This window comes from Kiloniella sp. (assembly GCF_048270245.1).
In the GTDB taxonomy this organism is placed as follows: domain Bacteria; phylum Pseudomonadota; class Alphaproteobacteria; order Kiloniellales; family Kiloniellaceae; genus Kiloniella.
In genome coordinates, this window is sequence record NZ_JBLWTH010000004.1 from 244,091 (window position 1) to 262,377 (window position 18,287).

At 44.5% G+C, this 18,287-nt stretch carries 19 protein-coding genes; 8 read left to right on the forward strand and 11 right to left on the reverse strand.

The window, feature by feature from the left end:
* Window positions 1–40: 40 nt before the first annotated feature.
* From ACN0W5_RS11410 to ACN0W5_RS11450, 9 genes are all read right to left on the reverse strand, one after another.
* Window positions 41–3,667 carry a tetratricopeptide repeat protein gene (locus ACN0W5_RS11410; RefSeq protein WP_417454235.1) on the reverse strand — a complete coding sequence of 1,209 codons (3,627 nt, stop codon included), beginning with the start codon at window positions 3,665–3,667 and terminating at the stop codon, window positions 41–43.
* Window positions 3,664–4,548 (reverse strand): flagellar motor protein MotB, encoded by an 885-nt coding sequence (locus ACN0W5_RS11415; RefSeq protein WP_417454236.1) that lies wholly within the window; start codon window positions 4,546–4,548, stop codon window positions 3,664–3,666. The genes ACN0W5_RS11410 and ACN0W5_RS11415 overlap by 4 nt, the downstream gene beginning before the upstream one ends.
* Entirely contained in the window at window positions 4,548–5,237 is a 690-nt protein-coding gene (locus tag ACN0W5_RS11420) for a flagellar motor protein MotB (RefSeq protein WP_417454237.1), read from the reverse strand. Before ACN0W5_RS11420 ends, ACN0W5_RS11415 begins: the two co-directional genes overlap by 1 nt.
* Window positions 5,238–5,242: 5 nt before the next feature.
* Window positions 5,243–5,890: a protein phosphatase CheZ gene (locus ACN0W5_RS11425; protein ID WP_417454238.1), complete on the reverse strand. Its 648-nt coding sequence runs from the start codon at window positions 5,888–5,890 to the stop codon at window positions 5,243–5,245.
* Window positions 5,891–5,902: 12 nt separating this feature from the next.
* Window positions 5,903–6,292, reverse strand: a complete 390-nt coding sequence (locus ACN0W5_RS11430; protein ID WP_046507440.1) for a response regulator — start codon at window positions 6,290–6,292, stop codon at window positions 5,903–5,905.
* Between the two features lie 239 nt (window positions 6,293–6,531).
* A complete protein-coding gene (locus tag ACN0W5_RS11435; protein WP_417454239.1) occupies window positions 6,532–7,233 on the reverse strand; it encodes a MotE family protein in 702 nt (233 codons plus the stop codon).
* 12 nt (window positions 7,234–7,245) lie between these two features.
* Window positions 7,246–7,731 carry a DUF6468 domain-containing protein gene (locus ACN0W5_RS11440; RefSeq protein WP_417454240.1) on the reverse strand — a complete coding sequence of 162 codons (486 nt, stop codon included), beginning with the start codon at window positions 7,729–7,731 and terminating at the stop codon, window positions 7,246–7,248.
* A 3-nt stretch (window positions 7,732–7,734) separates the two neighbouring features.
* Window positions 7,735–8,823, reverse strand: coding sequence for a flagellar motor switch protein FliM (fliM, locus tag ACN0W5_RS11445; RefSeq protein ID WP_047764828.1), 1,089 nt, complete (start codon window positions 8,821–8,823; stop codon window positions 7,735–7,737).
* 15 nt (window positions 8,824–8,838) lie between these two features.
* Complete coding sequence (locus ACN0W5_RS11450; protein ID WP_299380704.1) at window positions 8,839–9,363, reverse strand: flagellar basal body-associated FliL family protein; 525 nt, start codon at window positions 9,361–9,363, stop codon at window positions 8,839–8,841.
* A 456-nt stretch (window positions 9,364–9,819) separates the two neighbouring features.
* Between ACN0W5_RS11450 and flgF the strand changes: the two genes are divergently transcribed.
* The 4 genes from flgF to flgH are packed head-to-tail and all read left to right on the forward strand — an operon-like array spanning window position 9,820 to window position 13,130.
* The gene (gene flgF / locus ACN0W5_RS11455; RefSeq protein ID WP_417454241.1) at window positions 9,820–10,548 is read left to right on the forward strand and encodes a flagellar basal-body rod protein FlgF; all 729 of its coding nucleotides are present in this window, start codon (window positions 9,820–9,822) and stop codon (window positions 10,546–10,548) included.
* A 13-nt stretch (window positions 10,549–10,561) separates the two neighbouring features.
* Entirely contained in the window at window positions 10,562–11,347 is a 786-nt protein-coding gene (flgG, locus tag ACN0W5_RS11460) for a flagellar basal-body rod protein FlgG (RefSeq protein WP_047764831.1), read from the forward strand.
* A gap of 23 nt (window positions 11,348–11,370) precedes the next feature.
* Window positions 11,371–12,366: a flagellar basal body P-ring formation chaperone FlgA gene (flgA, locus tag ACN0W5_RS11465; RefSeq protein ID WP_417454242.1), complete on the forward strand. Its 996-nt coding sequence runs from the start codon at window positions 11,371–11,373 to the stop codon at window positions 12,364–12,366.
* An 11-nt stretch (window positions 12,367–12,377) separates the two neighbouring features.
* A complete protein-coding gene (gene flgH, locus ACN0W5_RS11470; protein ID WP_417430110.1) occupies window positions 12,378–13,130 on the forward strand; it encodes a flagellar basal body L-ring protein FlgH in 753 nt (250 codons plus the stop codon).
* Window positions 13,131–13,210: 80 nt separating this feature from the next.
* Here the strand turns inward: flgH and dksA are convergent, their stop codons facing one another.
* Together dksA and ACN0W5_RS11480 are read right to left on the reverse strand one after the other, a co-directional pair.
* Window positions 13,211–13,627, reverse strand: coding sequence for an RNA polymerase-binding protein DksA (gene dksA, locus ACN0W5_RS11475; RefSeq protein WP_046507418.1), 417 nt, complete (start codon window positions 13,625–13,627; stop codon window positions 13,211–13,213).
* Between the two features lie 115 nt (window positions 13,628–13,742).
* Window positions 13,743–14,159: a flagellar assembly protein FliX gene (locus ACN0W5_RS11480; RefSeq protein ID WP_417454243.1), complete on the reverse strand. Its 417-nt coding sequence runs from the start codon at window positions 14,157–14,159 to the stop codon at window positions 13,743–13,745.
* A 262-nt stretch (window positions 14,160–14,421) separates the two neighbouring features.
* On the opposite strand from ACN0W5_RS11480, the gene ACN0W5_RS11485 reads away from it, so the two are divergent.
* The 4 genes from ACN0W5_RS11485 to flgK are packed head-to-tail and all read left to right on the forward strand — an operon-like array spanning window position 14,422 to window position 18,284.
* Window positions 14,422–15,564 (forward strand): flagellar basal body P-ring protein FlgI, encoded by a 1,143-nt coding sequence (locus ACN0W5_RS11485; RefSeq protein WP_299380699.1) that lies wholly within the window; start codon window positions 14,422–14,424, stop codon window positions 15,562–15,564.
* On the forward strand, window positions 15,564–15,887 hold the full coding sequence (locus ACN0W5_RS11490; RefSeq protein WP_299380698.1) for a rod-binding protein: 324 nt from the start codon (window positions 15,564–15,566) through the stop codon (window positions 15,885–15,887). Before ACN0W5_RS11485 ends, ACN0W5_RS11490 begins: the two co-directional genes overlap by 1 nt.
* Window positions 15,888–16,358 (forward strand): hypothetical protein, encoded by a 471-nt coding sequence (locus ACN0W5_RS11495; protein WP_417454244.1) that lies wholly within the window; start codon window positions 15,888–15,890, stop codon window positions 16,356–16,358.
* A gap of 48 nt (window positions 16,359–16,406) precedes the next feature.
* The gene (gene flgK, locus ACN0W5_RS11500; RefSeq protein WP_417454245.1) at window positions 16,407–18,284 is read left to right on the forward strand and encodes a flagellar hook-associated protein FlgK; all 1,878 of its coding nucleotides are present in this window, start codon (window positions 16,407–16,409) and stop codon (window positions 18,282–18,284) included.
* The last annotated feature ends 3 nt before the right edge of the window (window positions 18,285–18,287 follow it).

Below are 18,287 nucleotides of genomic sequence, written 5' to 3' on the forward strand. Positions count from 1 at the left end.
CATTCACAACGCCCTTGATTTCCAAATATAACACGAAGACCTAATTGATTTCACTCAGGGGCGTTGACTTAAGCTTGCTGCGGTACTGATCCATAAAAGCCTGAACCTGAGAGATTTGCTTTAACTCTTCAGCAATTGACGTCACAGACCCCGAATTCAAGCTGTTTGTTAAAAGTTTGAATGTATCGCTGTGCGGCCCCTTACTCATAATAGAGCTATAGCTATCCCTTAGGAGTTTCAGCCCCTCGTTATCTTCAGAAAGAGTTTGTGCAATAGCGAGATTGATCACAGCTTGGCTTTCCTTATCATTCAAAATTCGGTCCGCCGGCGGAGACGCAGGGATTAATTTACCAAGAATTTTTCCAGCCTCCTCCCACTTTCGCTGTTTCCACAAAATGTCGGCTTTCAAGCGCAACGCATCAAGGCTTTGATCCTCCGCGAGTAAATTCAAAGCTTCTTCTTCTTTTGACAGCTCTGCCAAAGCCCTTGCTCTTAAATGCAACCTTTGCTGAGCCAAATCATCAGATATTTTATCCCCTTCGGTTTTATCCAGGGCAACAAGACTCTCTTCAGCGCTTTTTTCCAACAACCGAATTAAGGCCAATCGACTTCCAACACGGGCTTTCTCCTCACCCTCTAATCGGAAATCCACTTGCTCTTCTAGCAAATTACCCGCTTGCTCTAACAGATCAACATCAACAAGACGGTCCGCTAATTTAGTGATCATAATATCGCCTTTGTCACCAAGCGGCGTTAGCTCCTTAAACTCTTCATACAGAGCAATAGAGGACAACGGCGGTATTCTCTTTCCACCATCCTCGACATACATTCCCTCAAAAATTTCCTGCATCCGTTTCGCGATTTTATCCGCCCGTTCCGAATGAGGAAAATATGAAGCTGCTTGGCGAAGAGAATGTAAGCTTTTGCGGAAATCTAATTCATCAGCGTAGCGGTCCCCCAACTCACTAAGAATGGCAAACTCGAATTTATCACCTCGCCAGGCGAATCTTAACTGTTCAAGTTGTTCAATACCTTCTTCTTGAGTGATCGTCCCCTCATCTATGTCAAGTTTTGTAAGCGCATGACGCGCTCTGGCACTTGTGGGGCGATGCCTGTTATATTTCAAGCCTTTCCAGATTGTGCGCGCCTCTTCCGGGAAGCCGTCCTGAAGCTGTCTCTGTCCCTCTAGAAAATCTGCCTGCGCTTTTTCAAAATCGGTTGGTTCACCTGATAGTACTTTACCAATAAGTAAACTTGCGCTTCCTGTATCTCCGACATGCAGCTTTGAGTCTGCTGCAAGCAGGTAGAGTTTATTCCTTATATTTTGCGGGAAGTCGCCGATCAGCGTCTCAGTTTCTGAAAAACCAATCGCCGCAGGTCCCCAGTCTTGACCAGATGCCGCTAGCGCAGCTTGCCATAAATTGGCCTCCCATTCCCCAGCCAGTACCGGGCTAGAAAGTGTTTTCTGGGCTTCGTCAAATTTATCGCTCAAAAACTGTGTTGCCCCCAACAACAGTTGATAGGACGGATCATCACTTAATCGACGGTTTTCCTGCCCAATAAGACGAAGCATGCCTGCAGCTTCGGCACCCCGTCCATGTGAAAAAAAGAACCGGGCCAAGTCCAAGCGCGCTAACCCCTGTTGCATACCAGTCGTTTCAACGACAGCACGTTGCAGTTCTTGTAAGTTTTTAAGATAATCGTCCTCATTGCCCAATCGGTCTGCTTCCAAATTTAACATCTTTACAGGTGCGACAGGTGTGATCGTCGCACTACGAGGAAGAGAACGGGCAGTTTCATCAGAAACAATCAACTGATCACGGCTACGGACGACAACAGCACGAGATGTCAGGGCAACAACCAGCCCTTCTGCAGTAGGTTGCAATACCACCCCTTGATAAGAAGGTAGAGACCTGAACTGTGGAAATTCGTCAATATCAGATGATCCAAGGTTCGGCTCGCCAATAGGAGCAACAATCAGTCTATCGCCAAGTTCTGGATGAGAAAGCGATAACAAACGGCTCACAGACTTAACTAAAAAGCGAACCTCAGGTCCATCCTCTCCCTCGCCCAAGACATTCGAAATCGCCTGTACTGGCAAAGAAGATCTTCGACGAATATCAATCGTCCAGGTATTATCCTGCTTACTTAATCTAGGGACTTCTGTTGCTGGTGCCGTTAAGCGAACAACTGTAGCACCTGCAACAGGCTGTGTATCAACAGGGGCAAAATGCGGTACCATCGCCTCAATAGCTTCGGCAAGGTTATCAGGGCCCTCCCGATCAAAAACAAGCCATAGGTGTTCTCCGCGACGGAAAACAACCGCGCCAGTCTCTTCTTTCCAATTAAAATTCAAAATTGTTGGCGGCAACAGATCAGCAGAGCGCCCTGGCGGAGGAACAAGGTTTGGAATTTCCAAGGGTTCTGTCAGAGTTACCAAATCTTGCTCAATTGAACGTTCTGTGTTCGGGTCATCCACCAACTTAAAGTCAGATAATTTTACAGGGCCATTATTTCCCTGAGGTTTTGAGAGCCGCTTTTTTGTATTGCCCTCAAGCAAATTACGCCCCTCTTCTGGAGGGGTGGTATTTTCTGAAAGAGGCGTATTTTCACCATCATTATTGGCTTTAATTTCGGCATTGTCTTTGGAAGTGTCTTCTGAAGTTATTTGCGTATCTGATAAAGTTTTTTCGGCCTCATCATTTGCTACATTAGAATTTACGGGTTTAGGTAAAAGTGACAAAGGTCCCGGCCCTGCTAACTCTTCTAATTTCGGAAGAGAAGCTGATGGTTCTGCTGACGTTGTCTCAGCATTTTTTTGTTCAGATCTTACCGTGTCCGGATTTTCGTTTTTATTGCTTTCATCCGCCTGCACTTTTTTGTTCTCGGCAGATGCTGTTTGCCCTTTTGCCGGATCAGATTTTGTTTTTCCAGCCGATGACGTACTTTTCTTTACAGAACCGAGCTTAACGTCAATAACAGACTTTGATCCGACATTAAAAATACGGGCTTGCGCCTCTGGAACAAGGCCAAATTCAACAGTTAACTTTGGTGTACTAGCAATAACCCGACCGTTTTCGACAAATGGCATTTTTTGTTTATTGAGCGTCCTAAGATCAACTGACGCCCCTTGATCAAAACGAACGTTTAACTTGTCACCGACTTGAGAGATTGTCCCCTTCACCTTTTCAGGCCAATCAAAAACAAGCCTGTTATAATCCGGGTGCTCAGCAAACCTAAATCCAACGCCGGGTACAGGTCGGCTATCCGTTTTTGTAGCCACATCCTTATTATTTTCTGCGTTTATATCAACCTGCAGATCGACAATAATTTTTAGGCCTGAGGAAAACGTTTTTAGAGAGAAATCATCAAGCAATGGAAAGGTCAGAATTTTTTTAGTGGGGTCTATTGTGGGGCTTCCTGTATAGCCCTTTACGCCTTGGCGGATATTATCCAACTGATAATCACCAGCCTTACCAAACTCAACAATTAGCTGGCGTTGATCTATTCTCGCATTATGAGAAACCTGTTCAGGCCAATCAAAAACAATGCGACCATACCCGGGGTGAATACCTGTCCTTACAGGAATTTCCTGGGCATGAGGAGCAGAAGAAATAAACAACAAAAGCGCCCCTGCCATAAATATTTGGCATAGCGCTTTAATCACCCATTTTCTCCTGCATAGGAATGCACAATAATATCAACACGACGCGCGAGCTTTTCCCTTTGGTCTTCCGATAACCTATCGGTTATCTCATCATAACGCGAATCACCATAGCCGCGCGATAAAATTGTGCCCCTATATCCAGATTTTTCTAATAAACCAGCAACATAGTTAGCTCTGGCCACTGATAGAGGCCAGTTAGTTTGGTAATTTTGTTCGCCCGAGGGAACCGCAGGGTCAGCATGCCCTGCAATCTCAATTTTGTTACTTATATTTTGAAAAATTTGACCTAAACGCCGTAAAATAGGCTGTGCCTCTTCCATAGGCTCTATCGCACCCGTTAAAAACAATAAATCACCAGGCACAGAAACCACGACACGATCATCCAATCTTGTTAAAATAGCTTGGGATAAACCTGAATCAGACTTGAATTTTTCAGATAACAATGCCTGTAAATAATCCAAGTCCTCTCCCGGTATGAAGTCAACGGGCTCCATTGTTAAACTTTTTGCAGGTTTTGGTTCTGCAATTACTCCCTCAATTTTGAGGTTACTTGCAAGGGAATCAACCAAATTACGCCATTGCTTTTCTTCCATCACAGACATCGAATATAACAAAACAAAAAAGGTCAGCATCAACGCGACAAGGTCAGTAAAAGTTACCATCCAACTTGAACCATAATTCACGGCGACGGCCTGTTCATTCTGCCTTCTGTTGGCAAAGAGTTTTGATTTTGGAACATCCGCAATTTCATGCTTATCAGAGCTCTTCTGTACTTGTTCTTTATCGAAGTTCTTTTTACCCTCTTCATAAATCTTATCTGCACGCGCTTTCTTCTGTGCTTCACCCCGGGCGTTTTTATTCCTTTTTCCCTTACCAGCCATTATCTTTCCTCTCGATAAGAGCTAAAGGTAATATTAGGTGGCGCTTGGTCGTACAATCGAATTACAACAAAAACATAACCCGCTCGATTTGGTTGTAAACCTACTACTAGTCTCTCTTTTGGAATACCCGCATCCAGGGCTTCAATCGCAACAACTTCCAGTCTCCTTAACATCAAATCAAGAAGGCTTTTCTGCCCCTCGTCCTGACGTACCGACGTACCATAAAGAAATTCAAACTCATAGTAACCACCCTCGACATCAACCTTTTGCAGGGATGCCGCTAACCGCTTCAACAAAAGTTCGCGCCCGGAAGCAAGTTCAACTTCATCACGATAGAACAAAGCTTCAACAGGTAATTTAAGGCGTAGAAAATTTTGGGTACTTCCCTGCTCTCTTTCCACAGCGGGGATAGTTGTTTCAAACAGTCGTTCGATTTCAGTGATTAAATCTGTTTGATCATCAAGGTTATCTAACGCTTGATCAAAAGAGGCATGCCGTTCCATATGACTAGCATCACCACGGAAAGTGTTGTTGACAGATTCAAGAACAGCTCGTGCTTTTTCTTCTTCGTATGAAGAAATTGCGTTTAGCATAATGAAAAAAGCCAAAAGCAAGAGCTTAAGGCTTAATAAGGCGACATAATTCCGATCACCATCATCCTGGCGTCTGCGAAACAAAGGGCCAAGCATAACAACTAATCAAATCCCATCAAAGCATCGATGTCATCTTGACTGACACCCTCGCCAGGCAGCTGCGGCCCATTGAGCAAATCTTCATCGGGTCGTTCAACCCCATCTGCACGTTTCGGCGTCGATTTTGCAGTTGTATTTTCAGGAACAAACTCCTCTCCACCGAAAGCATTGAGCAATTTATCAACCTTGATTTCTACATGCTGTAACGCATTCACCACTCTCGATATCCGTTGACCAGTGATATCCTGAAAGCTACAGGCTTCATACACCTGGGTTACAGCATCATTCACTTTATCTGCGGCCTCAGCTTCAAGATTTCCAGATACTTCTTCCAGCGTCTCCATCGCGGAAAGGATGTTGTGGGTGGCCTGTTCAGTTGCCCCCACAATCGCATCCAGTTCATCCGCTGCGGTCGGAAGAAAATCACTCTTAATCTCATCGGGCCTCAAAGAAGCCAGTTGCGTCTTCATATCGTGAATATAACTTGCGACAGAGCCAATCTCCGCCAAAAGCTTGTGATTGGTTTCAATCGCATCTTCACCAAAGTTCTGCAATAGACTATCCACTAATGCTTCAAGATCTGCATCCTGAGCATTAGTGTCAAAAGCCTTCAGTTTATCGAGTAACTCTTCTCTGACCGGGTTGGTCATAGCATTAACCTCTTAGAAGTTTCCAAGTACCGCGATCAACTTCTTTTTGAGGGTCGCAGCATTAAACGGCTTCACAATATAATTGTTCACACCCGCCTGTTTAGCCGCGATAACGTTTTCTGTTTTACTTTCAGCAGTAACCATAATGAAAGACAAGTCCTTCAAGTGGGCATCTGCACGGCACTCTTTTAGCAACTGAAGACCACTCATGGGCTCCATGTTCCAATCAGAAATAACCAGACTATATTGCTTACCACGCAATTTTTGTAACGCACTGCTGCCATCTGTTGCTTCATCAACATTGTTGAAGCCTAGCTGCTTGAGCAAATTGCGCACAATACGCAACATGGTTTTATAATCATCCACGATGAGGATTGGCATATTCATGTCGACATCCGACATCAGCAACTCCTTAACTATCTCTCTTGCACACACATTCGCTTAAATTGTGATTTTAAGCTATCAGCATACAATTAACGCAGTGTAAACAAACCGCAGCTTTTCAAGATCTTAGACTTTTATTTTCAAAAAACTTGGAACTTCATAAAAACAAAAGCCCCGTATCTCAACGGATACAGGGCTGTTTCTGAAATTTGAACAGATAAATTAAAAAATTAACCATAATCCTTATTGGGATTCGATTATTCTTTTGATAAGGGTAATTCCCGCCTTTGCGCTAATTCTAGCGTAATTTCTTTTGCTCTTTTGGGGTCCATACTCGCCAGAATCGGAGCTGTCTTTCTTTCTTTCATCCGCTCAACAACACCGAGCAGAACAATCATATCCAATTCTTCAAAAATCCGGGCAGCATCCTTGGGCTTCATACTTTCATATATTTTAACAAGACTGAGCATCTGTTTTTCGCTCTGCTCATCATGTTTGACAATCAAGCCTTCGATCGTATTTTGAAGCTTGCCAAGCTCGGAAATTTTCTCATCAATTCTGCGCTCTGCGGCAAGCAAAAGCGTTTCTCTTTGTTCGACATCCCGCTCACGCGTTTCAAGTTGCTCTCTGCGGGCAGACAAGGATTGTAACAATTCAATCTCTTCATCCGTCATCGAAAAAGGATCGGCTTCAATACCCTGAACAACGGGAACCCCCTTCGCATCTTCGTCAACCGAAGCGGTTTCAGGCACGTCCTTTGGTTCAGTTCCCTCAGCGGCCTCTTCATCACCATTTATTTCTGAGGCTTCTGCCTTAGCTTCATCTTCTACTGTTTCTTCAGCTTCCGGAGTAGCTTGCGCAAACGCTTCACCTGATTGATTAAACCCCTCCCAGACCCCCCCGGCCTTAACGATCAAAGTCAACGAAGACACCGCAATTAATATCGGAAGCAAACGCATAGCATATTCTCCTTAACGCATGCCTTTTAGGGTTTTCAAAAGGTCTTCCGCAGCTGGCGAGAGATCTCTTTTGGCTGCAGCTTCTTTATCGGGGATTTGTTTTTTGCCTTTTTTGATTTCTCCAGGCTTAACGCCCTTCGGTAAAACTGTCTCTGGAGATTTTTGTCGTGCCAGACCAAGATCTTCTTCCAAACGGTCCGCAACAACCTCGGCCCGGTCCACCAAATAACTCAAGTCAGACAAAATTCCATCTGCTTTGGCAGTGTTCTCTTTCAATCCAGAACCAGTATCCGATGCGTGAACTTTGAATTCAGCAAGACTTCTTTCCGCTTTAGCCGTTGTCTCTGAAAAGGAAAGTATCAAGCCCTCCATTTCGGCCTTGGCTTCACGCAAAGCATCCAGTTTTTTATTTAAAATTACCGCATAAGCAATCGTTGCCACCAAAAGGATCGCAACGAGAATATTAAATCCAAGCTCTATATTCGATAAGTCTAACATAATCTATTCGCCATCATCACGAACAATCTTATTGGCAATTTTGACGGCAATATTTCCGCTTTTCCGTCCCATGTTCCCTTTGAACATTGAAACATCTCCACATCTTAGCTCGACAAGTGATTCTGGGGAAACGGTCAGATCCATTGTATCACCAACTTTCCAGTTCATCACATCACCAAGAGAAATATTCACTTGCTCCAATACCGCCAAAATAGAAACGTCTGTCTGCCATAGTTCAGCAGTCAAATGTCCTTCCCAAATTGAATCTCGACCGAACTTTTCCCCCATAAACATCTGGAGTAAAAGTTCACGCACAGGTTCAAGCGTTGCATAAGGAATGAGCAGTTCGACACGTCCGCCCCGATCTTCCATATCGACACGCAGAGTGATCACAATCGCAGCATTTTCATGACGTGCAATCGTCGCAAAGCGGGGATTGGTTTCCAAACGGTCAAATCTAAAAGTAACCGGAGAAAGAGGATCAAAGGCACTGGATAGATCAGCCAGCACAACATGCGCTAATCTTTGAATAAGGTTACGTTCGATCGTCGTATAAGGACGCCCCTCAATACGCATAGCAGCCGTTCCACGACGTCCGCCAAGTAACACATCAACAATCGAATATATCAATGCAGAATCAACGGTCATCAAACCGTAGTTATCCCATTCTTCTGCCTTAAAGACCGTAAGCATAGCGGGCAGAGGAATTGAATTGAGATAATCACCAAATCGTGCCGAGGTGATATTATCTAAACTCACTTCAACGTTATCGGAAGTAAAGTTACGTAATGATGTCGACATCATTCTGACCAAGCGATCAAAAACAATATCCAACATTGGAAGGCGTTCGTAAGACACCAAAGCAGAGTTGAGAATTGCCTGAATGCCCGAATTGTCCCCGCCGTCATCATCCCCGGCATCAACACCTAGCAGGCTATCAATTTCACTTTGATCCAGAACACGCGTACCACCAGGGCCGTCGTCGACTTCGTCGAAAACGTCATCTGCCTCATCCGCGTCGTCATCCGCCATGGCCTCCCATTCGGCCATCATGGCTTCCTGATCGACTTCTTCTTCCGTTTCGTCAGCCATTTCTTACCTTACAGGTTACTGTACCAGCATTTCCTGAAACAATACATCTTTCACCTTTATAGGAGCAGCTGCTGCGTTCACCCGAAGTAATAATTCTTCTCTCAAACGCTGGATACCAGCCGACCCACTCAAATCTTCAATTCTGAGCTCTCTTAAATAAACTTGAAAATTATCGACAATCCTTGGCATCACAGCTTCAATACCGGGAATGTCCGTTTGCGCTTCAAGCTCTAGACTAATCGTAATTTTCAGAAAATGCTTTTTATTGCCAGTGGAATTCAAATTTACCAATAACTCTGGCACATCATAAAAGGCTGCTGGTCCATGAGCGGGAATAACTTCCTCAACGACCTCTTCTTCGACCACTTCTTCTTTACCAAGCAAAGAATCAAGCATACCTGTGAAGTAAGCGCCAGCGCCTGCAATAAGAATGAGCAATAAAGGCAGTATGAAAAAAAGAACGAGTTTCTTTCCCGACATCCCACCTTTGGGGCGCGCTTCAACTTCGAGTTCTTCTTCACCAACAGATTCATCAGTCATATGCTGATATAAGCCTCCAATTAAAATACCCCATTAATAAGGGGTCAAGATGGTTAAAAAGTCGTTAAGTAGTATAGACGTTAAATCAAATACTTATCAGGCAAAACCTCGCCCTTACCAATAAACTCTTCATCTAAATAATTTGTATCTGAAAGCAGCTTAATCGAAAAGTGTTAATATCTGCCCAAGACCAGATAACATCCTATCAGGAACTCTACTTAATAAATATTCTACCAATTTACCGCCCTCTCATTCCCAAGCCCATAACTCCTATAAAGAATAACATAGTTTACCCTATTAGCGGTAAATGTTTCCCCATACCGGAAATTGTTAACCAACAAAAGCTGACGCGCCCGCTCTTATCAACTCCGCGTCCCTTACGGCTCAAGGCATTACAAAATTGGCACACATCATGCATAGATTAGTTCGAACACATGATGGCAAGGAATATCCAGGATGGAAAACCCCAGTTACATAGCACTTTCAAGGCAAATGGCCCTCGGTAGAGAAATGGCGATCATTGCCAACAATGTTGCGAACATGAACACCAATGCTTACAAGAACGAAGGCATGATGTTTGTTGAGTATCTGAAAGACACCAAAACTGGTGAAAACCTTAGCTTTACACAAGATCTAAGATTGGTCAGGAACCTCGCCGAAGGGCAGCTTCATACAACAAACAACCCTTTGGATGTTGCCATCTCTGGAAAAGGCTACTTTACCGTAGAAGTTGATGGTGAAGATCGTTACACAAGAAACGGCTCTTTTAAACTAAGCCCTGATGGTGAGCTCATCACAACAGAAGGATATCTCGTCCTTGGTGATGGTGATGCCCCAATTTCAATCCCGGCAACTGCAACAGATATAACAATCACTAGGGATGGAACAATCACGTCTAGCGCAGGAACGGCAGGCCGCTTAAAAACGGTTGATTTTGAGGACGAGCAACTTCTTGTAAAAGAAGCTGGAAGCGTTTTCAGCACTGCAGACAATCAAGAGCCAATTGATCAGGTAACAGGTGAAATCATTCAAGGAGCAATCGAAGGCTCTAACGTTCAAGGCGTCATTGAAATGACCCGGATGATTGACACAACGCGCAGCTATACATCAATGGCTAAATTTATCAAAGAAGAACATGACCGCCAGCTTAAAGCTATTCAGTCGCTGGCCAGTTTAAAAGTTTAACAGGAGCCGTAAAATGAGATCATTAAACATCGGTGCAACTGGAATGCTGGCCCAACAGCTTAATGTTGAAGTTATTTCCAATAACATTGCCAACCTCAACACCACAGGCTTTAAGCGCCAGCGTGCAGAATTCAGTGACTTGCTGTATCAAAATCTACGTCGTGTGGGAACAAACTCATCCGATACAGGTACTGTCGTTCCAACAGGTATCCAGCTCGGACTAGGCGTTAAACCATCAGCGACCTATCGCATCACAAGTCAGGGTGAAATGAACATCACTGATAACTCGCTTGATGTTGCTATTAACGGTGAAGGTTATTTTAACGTAGAGCTACCCAGTGGCGAAACAGGCTACACTCGTGCTGGCGCACTTCAGCTTTCCCCGACGGGTGATATTGTCACCCCGGATGGTTACACCGTACAGCCGGGCATTAATGTCCCAACAAACGCGGTATCAATCTCTATCAACTCCGCTGGCGAAGTTTATGTGAAACTTGACGGTCAGGTAAATGCCGCATTGGCCGGACAATTTGATCTTGCAATTTTCCCCAATGAAGCCGGACTGGAAGCGATTGGTGATAACTACTTCCTGGAAACACCAGCGTCTGGTGCCCCAACAAATGGTTCTCCCAATTCAACAGGCTTTGGTAGCATCCTTCAGGGCGCACTAGAGACATCAAACGTCAATGCCGTTTCAGAGATAACAAACCTGATCACAGCGCAACGTGCTTACGAAATGAATTCAAAAATCCTAACAGCATCCGATGAAATGATGCGTTCTGTTGCGAACTTGAGATAATTGAGATCAGACGGAGAAGAACAATGCATCTATTTAAGAAATTACTATTTGCAACAGGCCTATCCCTCACTGCCCAAATTGGTTTTGTTGGGGCAAGTTTTGCCGAGGTGAATGTAAATTCAGTTCCATCAATCATAAACCTGAACAAGGATATCGTGATTGAAGGTGATATTGTTTATCTGGATGATATTTTTTCTGGTACGGATACAGAAAACAGAACCGCAATCGCTCGATCCCCAGCCCTTGGCAAAGATGTTGAGCTTTCAGCAAGATGGCTGTGGGCTCTTGCCCAAAAGAATGAACTAGATTGGCAACCAAGCACGCATTTGGATACAGCCATGGTCACACGGGCAAGCCAAATAATTAATGCGACGGATATACGTGACAGCGTTGAAACCGCCTTGTTGGAAAGAGGGTTGGTAGATAACAAGAAAATTGAGTTTGACCGAAAAGATCGCGACCTGAAAATTCCAGCTGAAATTGAGCCAACACTCCGTGTAGAAAATATCAGCTATAGACCTGGACGCAATCGTTTCACGGCACAAATTGTCATTCCTGCCGAAGGACGCCCAATCATCAATAAAACCCTATCTGGTTATCTGATAGAGATGGTGAATGTCCCCGTGCTCAAACGTCGCCTGTCAAAAGGTGATGTAATTCAAGCACAAGATATTCAGTGGATCGCGATTAAAGAGTCAAAACTCAGTAAAAATGCTATTACGGATATTGATAATCTAATTGGAATGACCCCCAAACAAACGCTCAAAGATCAAGCCATTATTCGGACCAATGACATCGACACCCCTAAAGCCGTCGCCAAAAACGGCCTGGTAACAATGTTACTACAAAGCGGTTCTCTAAACCTTCGCACCCAGGGTAGAGCCCTTGAAAATGGTGCCATAGGCGAAGTAATCCGCTTGCTTAACACTCAATCAAACACAATCGTCCATGGTACCGTTACAGGTGCGGGGCTTGTCACAGTCTCGCTTGTAAACAAAACCATAGTCGGTACTAACTAAGGAGCTCAGCGATGAAAAATTTACTGACATCCAACATAAGCAGATACCTAATAGCTGGCGTCCTGGGCTTTTCTCTGACTGCCTGTAATGCGATATCTCGTATTTCTGAAATTGGCGAAGTTCCCAAACTCAGCAAAATAGAAAACCCGGCCCCGCCTCAGCCTATTTCCTTGCCAATGCCAGCACCGCAGGTTGCGACGAGACAGGCCAATTCTTTATGGCGTCCAGGGTCAAGAGCCTTCTTAAAAGATCAGCGGGCGGATGAAATCGGTGATCTGCTTACAGTCGTTATCCAGATTGATGATAAAGCCGCCGTTTCCAACACCACAGAAAGAACGCGAGCCAATGCAGAAGGCGCAGGCTTAAACAGCTTCCTTGGTTACGAAACAGAGTTGGGCCGTATTTTTAACGACAACCTTAACCCGGCTACCCTAGTTGATGGTGAGAGCACAAGTGCCTCAAAAGGTGTTGGATCAGTGGATCGTGAAGAAGAAATCAACTTGCGTGTTGCTGCCTTGGTTACACAGGTTATGCCAAACGGAAACCTTATTATTTCTGGACGACAGGAAGTTCGCGTTAACTACGAAGTCAGGGAACTTATGGTTACAGGGATGATTAGACCAGAAGATATCACATCCACAAACACAATCAGCTACGATCAAATCGCAGAGGCACGCATAGCTTATGGAGGACGTGGACAGTTAAGCGACGTACAACAACCACGTTACGGGCAACAGTTGTATGACATAATATTCCCGTTCTAAGACACGGAAATAATAATCGAAAAAGGGCCGATGAAAGATCAATTTCATCGGCCCTTTTTCATTTCAGTTTCGAAAAGAAACTAGTCGTCCCTATGAACCTTTTCCATCCGCTCATGTTGTTCTTGAGCTTCAAGTGTCATGGTTGCAATTGGACGAGCTTCGAGACGTTTAATGCTGATAGGATCACCGGTTATCTCGCAAAACCCATATTCATTCTCGTCAATACGACGAAGGGCTTCATCAATTTTCCCGATAAGCTTACGTTCACGATCTCTCGTACGTAATTCCAAAGCACGTTCTGTTTCAGATGAAGCACGATCTGCAAGATCTGGCTCTTGTAAAGTTTCATTCTGGAGCGTCTGCAACGTAGCAGATGATTCAGCGAGTAGTTCTTCTCTCCAAGCCAACAGTTTATGCTTAAAGAACTCCAGCATGACTGGATTCATAAACTCTTCGTCTTCTTGCGGACGATAATCAATTGGAAGAGGAATAGTCATGGCAACCCCCATAAATTGGCAATTTTGGCGTGCAGTATAGGGAATTTCCCTGCCACGACAAGTTTGTCATGAAGAATTAACGCTATTTTCTATTTATCCGATTAAAAACAGAGGATTATCGCCCTAATTTAGCGAGCTCAACCGCGGCACGAACCTCAACCTCGTTCAAAATATCAAGGAGTCGAGGGTCATTAATTTGCTCTCTACGCTGAGCAACGAGCGATTCGATTTTTTCCAACCGCCAGACTGGTATAGAGCCAAATAGCAAACCAAGACGTAATTCTTCCAGCTCATCCAGGATATCTTCGGCTTGTTTTTTCGCCTTCTGCTTACCTGTCAATGCATCAGGAACTTCCTGAATTGAAAGCAGACCACTCACCCCACCAGCAGCAGATACGCCACCTGTATCAGAAACGGAATCTCCAGCACCAGATTCCAAAGCGTCACTAAAGCTTCCCCCAACCCCCGAAGCCTTACGTTTTGACTTCGAACCTGCTGCAGGTGTGACGGATGATCCCGTTCTAATCTTCATTTCAAGCCTATTACCTAATCTGACTACAGGTGAATGTTAGAGCCTCGATAAATTTTGTCTTCGTATGGGCAAGTTTTACCAAATCAATAGCACCATTGTTACCCAGCTCTCAATCAGAAGCAAAATTATTCCTTATAAATTGGCAGTTTCACACCAATCGTCAAGCCCCCATCATATTGGCACGAAATTCGCATAAGTTACAGTGAACATCGTGTTGGTTCTGAAAATCGCAACAAAGGCCAACCAAACAATGGGTAGAATAATGAGCTTAGTACAACATATAAACATCTTATACAGAGCAACGGTCCTTCTTGGTGCGTTACTTGTATCATTTGCTGTTCAAGTTTCAGATGCCTCTGCCCAGTCACGCATTAAAGATATTGCCAACTTTGAAGGCATTAGAGACAACCTTTTAGTGGGATATGGATTGGTTGTCGGTCTTAACGGAACAGGTGACGACATTGATGATGCTGTCTTTACCCGTGAAAGCCTTATCGGTGTGTTACAACGTTTAGGCGTTAATGCAAGAGACAACAACCTTGATACCGATAATGTTGCCGCTGTTATGATTACAGCAAACCTTCCCCCTTTCGCCCGCCAAGGAACACGTATTGATTTAACTGTCTCTGCGATTGGAACAGCAGAAAGCCTTCAGGGCGGTACATTACTTGTAACCCCACTGATGGGGGCCGATGGTGAAGTTTATGCGGTTGGTCAAGGTCCGATCGCCATAAACGGTTTCAGTGCGGCCGGTAATGCAGAAACAATTACCCGCGGCGTGCCAACTGTGGGACGAATTTCAAATGGAGCAATTGTTGAACGCGAAATCGATTTCGACCTTAAAGAGCTTCAGAGCGTTAAAATCGCCCTTAAAAATCCTGACCTGACAACAGCAAGACGTATTGCACAAGCGATCAATACTCAGCTCGGCGGAAATTCCGCTGTTAGTACAGATCCCTCTACCGTCCAGCTGGATGTTCCAGAGCGCTACAGAGGTAATACAGTTGCAATGTTGACAGACATTGAACAACTACCTGTGCGTGTTGATACACCGGCAAAAGTTGTTATTGATGAAAAATCTGGCGTCATTGTCATTGGCAACGATGTCCGGATCAGTACCGTCGCGATAGCCCAGGGCAACCTCACAGTCCGCATTACAGAAACACCACAAGTCAGCCAACCGAATGCTTTTTCAAACACAGGCACAACAGAAGTTGTTGATCGTACTGAAATTGAAATTGATGACGATAGCGACAAACGCCTTGCCCTTCTTCCTTCGGGCGTAACTCTTCAGGAAGTCGTAAACGGCCTTAACGCATTGGGCGTTGGCCCCAGAGACATGATTGCAATCTTACAAAGCATCAAAGCTGCCGGTGCTCTTCAAGCTGATATAGAGTTACTATAATGCTGATAGATACACAGACATACGCAGAAAACATAATCAACGATACGATTGTTGGCAAAGCCCAATCCCTTGCCAGCATGAAACCCAAAAGCGAAGCCGAAGCAATGGCAACAGCCAAAGACTTCGAAGCTGTTTTTCTAACACAAATGTTAACTCCAATTTTTGAGAGCCTACCTACCGATGGTCCCATGGGTGGCGGCTCTGGAGAGAAAATTTTTCGTTCTCTCATGGTACAAGAGTACGGAAAATCTCTTGCCGAATCAGGTGGTGTCGGAATCTCCGATGCTGTCTATCGCGAAATCATAAAGCTGCAGGAGGTTTAAATGACTACAGCCCCTAAAACACACAACGCACCGGAAACAACTGTTCATAGTGTCATTGCTACGGTTAAAGGCCTTGTTTCAGTTATGAGTCGAGAAATTGATCTTCTCCGTGCGATGAAAATCAAAGAAATGAGCCAATTACAAGAACAGAAACTCGTTCTCGTAAACGCTTATGAACAAGGATCATCCCAGCTGAAGAAAGATCCATCTTTCATGCAACACTTGGATCCTCTGTTAAAAGAAGAGCTCCGTGATGTCATTCAGTTGCTTAACACGACAGTGACCGAAAACGAGACAGCCTTGCTTGCGGCAAAAACAAGCAATGAACGCTTGATGCAAGCAGTCGTTGAGGCTGTTCAAGAACAAAAAATCAAAAGCAGTACAAGCTATTCACAAACAGGTGTTCTTGCTGCTCAGAAAGCCCAGACAGCACAGGCAACAACGCCCATGCATTTGAATCAGTGTCTCTAATTTCTAAAAGTTGCTTAAAATTATAAAGAAATAAGATTTGAGGACATTATGTCGCTAACCATCGCAATGAACAATGCATTAACAGGACTGAAGGTGAACCAGAGTGCTCTGGCCGTCACATCATCAAACCTGGCAAACATCAATAATGCGAACTACACCCGTAAGGTTCTCTTACAGGAAACTCAGGTTATTGCTGGCCTTGGCGCAGGTGTCACAGCTGATACGATCAGGCGTAATGTCAATACACTGATTCAAAGAGATTTCAGAGAAGAAACAACAACACTCGCCTCAATACAAACGGAAAGTAATTATCTAAACCGCATTCAACAGATGTTTGGATCCGTGGCCAATAAAAATTCTGTTGGTGATCTTATCGATAAATTCAATTCATCCCTTGAAAACCTGGGAAGTAGTCCAGAAATTTCGGCAAATTACTTTACGTCGGTAAACAACGGTACAATTTTAGCGCAACGTATCCGTGATATGGCTGATACTGTTCAAGCGGAACGTATGCGTGCGGATCTTGAAATTAAACAGGCCGTTGATGACATAGAACTTCAGCTTAATATTGTCGCAGAAATCAATGGTACTATTCCAGGGCAAACTGCTCTCGGATTGCCAACAGGAGATCTTGAAGACAAACGAGATCAAGCTATAAACAAACTCGCTGAATATATGGATATCCAATATTTTCAGACGGATAAAAATCAAGTAAATGTTTTAACAAAAACAGGTCACACGCTGATTAGCGGTAGTTTTCAGGCCGATCTTTCGTTCAGACAAACGACCCTTATTACAGCCAATGAGACCTATCCCGCCGTACTCGACGGCATTCATCTGAATGCAGGAACCAGTCCTTCAGCAGCAAACGATATTACATCAAGCATTACAGACGGTAAGTTAGGGGCCCTTTTCAAAGCACGTGATACGACTCTACCGGCAATGACCAACCAACTTGACCAAATGTCTGCGGCTTTGCGAGATCAAGTCAACCGGGCTCACAATAGAGGCGCCAACACCCCGATGGGGTTGGGCACAGGCGCTCTTGATCCCGCAACAATGCTGGGCTCCAGATCCTTTACAAACACAGCCCAAGCGATGACCATTGGCAGCGATGTCAACATGGTTTTACTTGATTCAAGCGGTGCTATGGTTGGCGCCATGGGTTCGATTACTGCAGGCGCGACAACCCCAGCAGCAGTTCAAACGGCCATTAACACCTTCCTTGGCGCCAACGGTACAGCAGGTTTTGATGCCGATGGTAGGCTGGAAATCAAACTAAATAACAACGTTCGTTTGGCTTTCAAAGATACCGGTTCAGTCGCAAACAGTGGAGATTCTGTCATTCAGTATGATGCTGATGGCGATACGGTAAATGAAAACTATAACGGGTTTTCAAATTTTTTCGGCTTAAATGATTTTTTCGTTACGCCACAGTTGTCAACGACGGTCCCAGCAGTTGAAGGACAAGGTACCCAGACAGGTATTTCCTCGGGCATCGTCGTTAGACAAGACATGATTGACACTCCCTCTAATATTTCAAGAGGGAGTCTTAGTGGCACACCACCTAACTATGCGTTGGGATCAGGCAATAATGATATTGCGCTCCAGCTCGCTGCTGTCTTTGAGCAAAATTATACTTTCAACGGTGTCTCAAACGGCCCTGATGTGACTTCCACCACAATAAGTGGCTACGCAGGTGTCATGCTATCTTACAGTGCAACAACGGCACAAGCGGCAGAAAACACCCTTTCATTTCAAAGCTCCCTCGCTGGGGATCTGCAGGTGAAGATGCAAAATGAATCTGGTGTTAGTATGGATGAAGAGCTCGCCAACATGGTTATCTTTCAAAATGCTTATAACGCCGCAGCACGTGTAATACAAATTACAGGTGAAATGCTTGATACCGTTATTGAGCTCGCCTAAGGA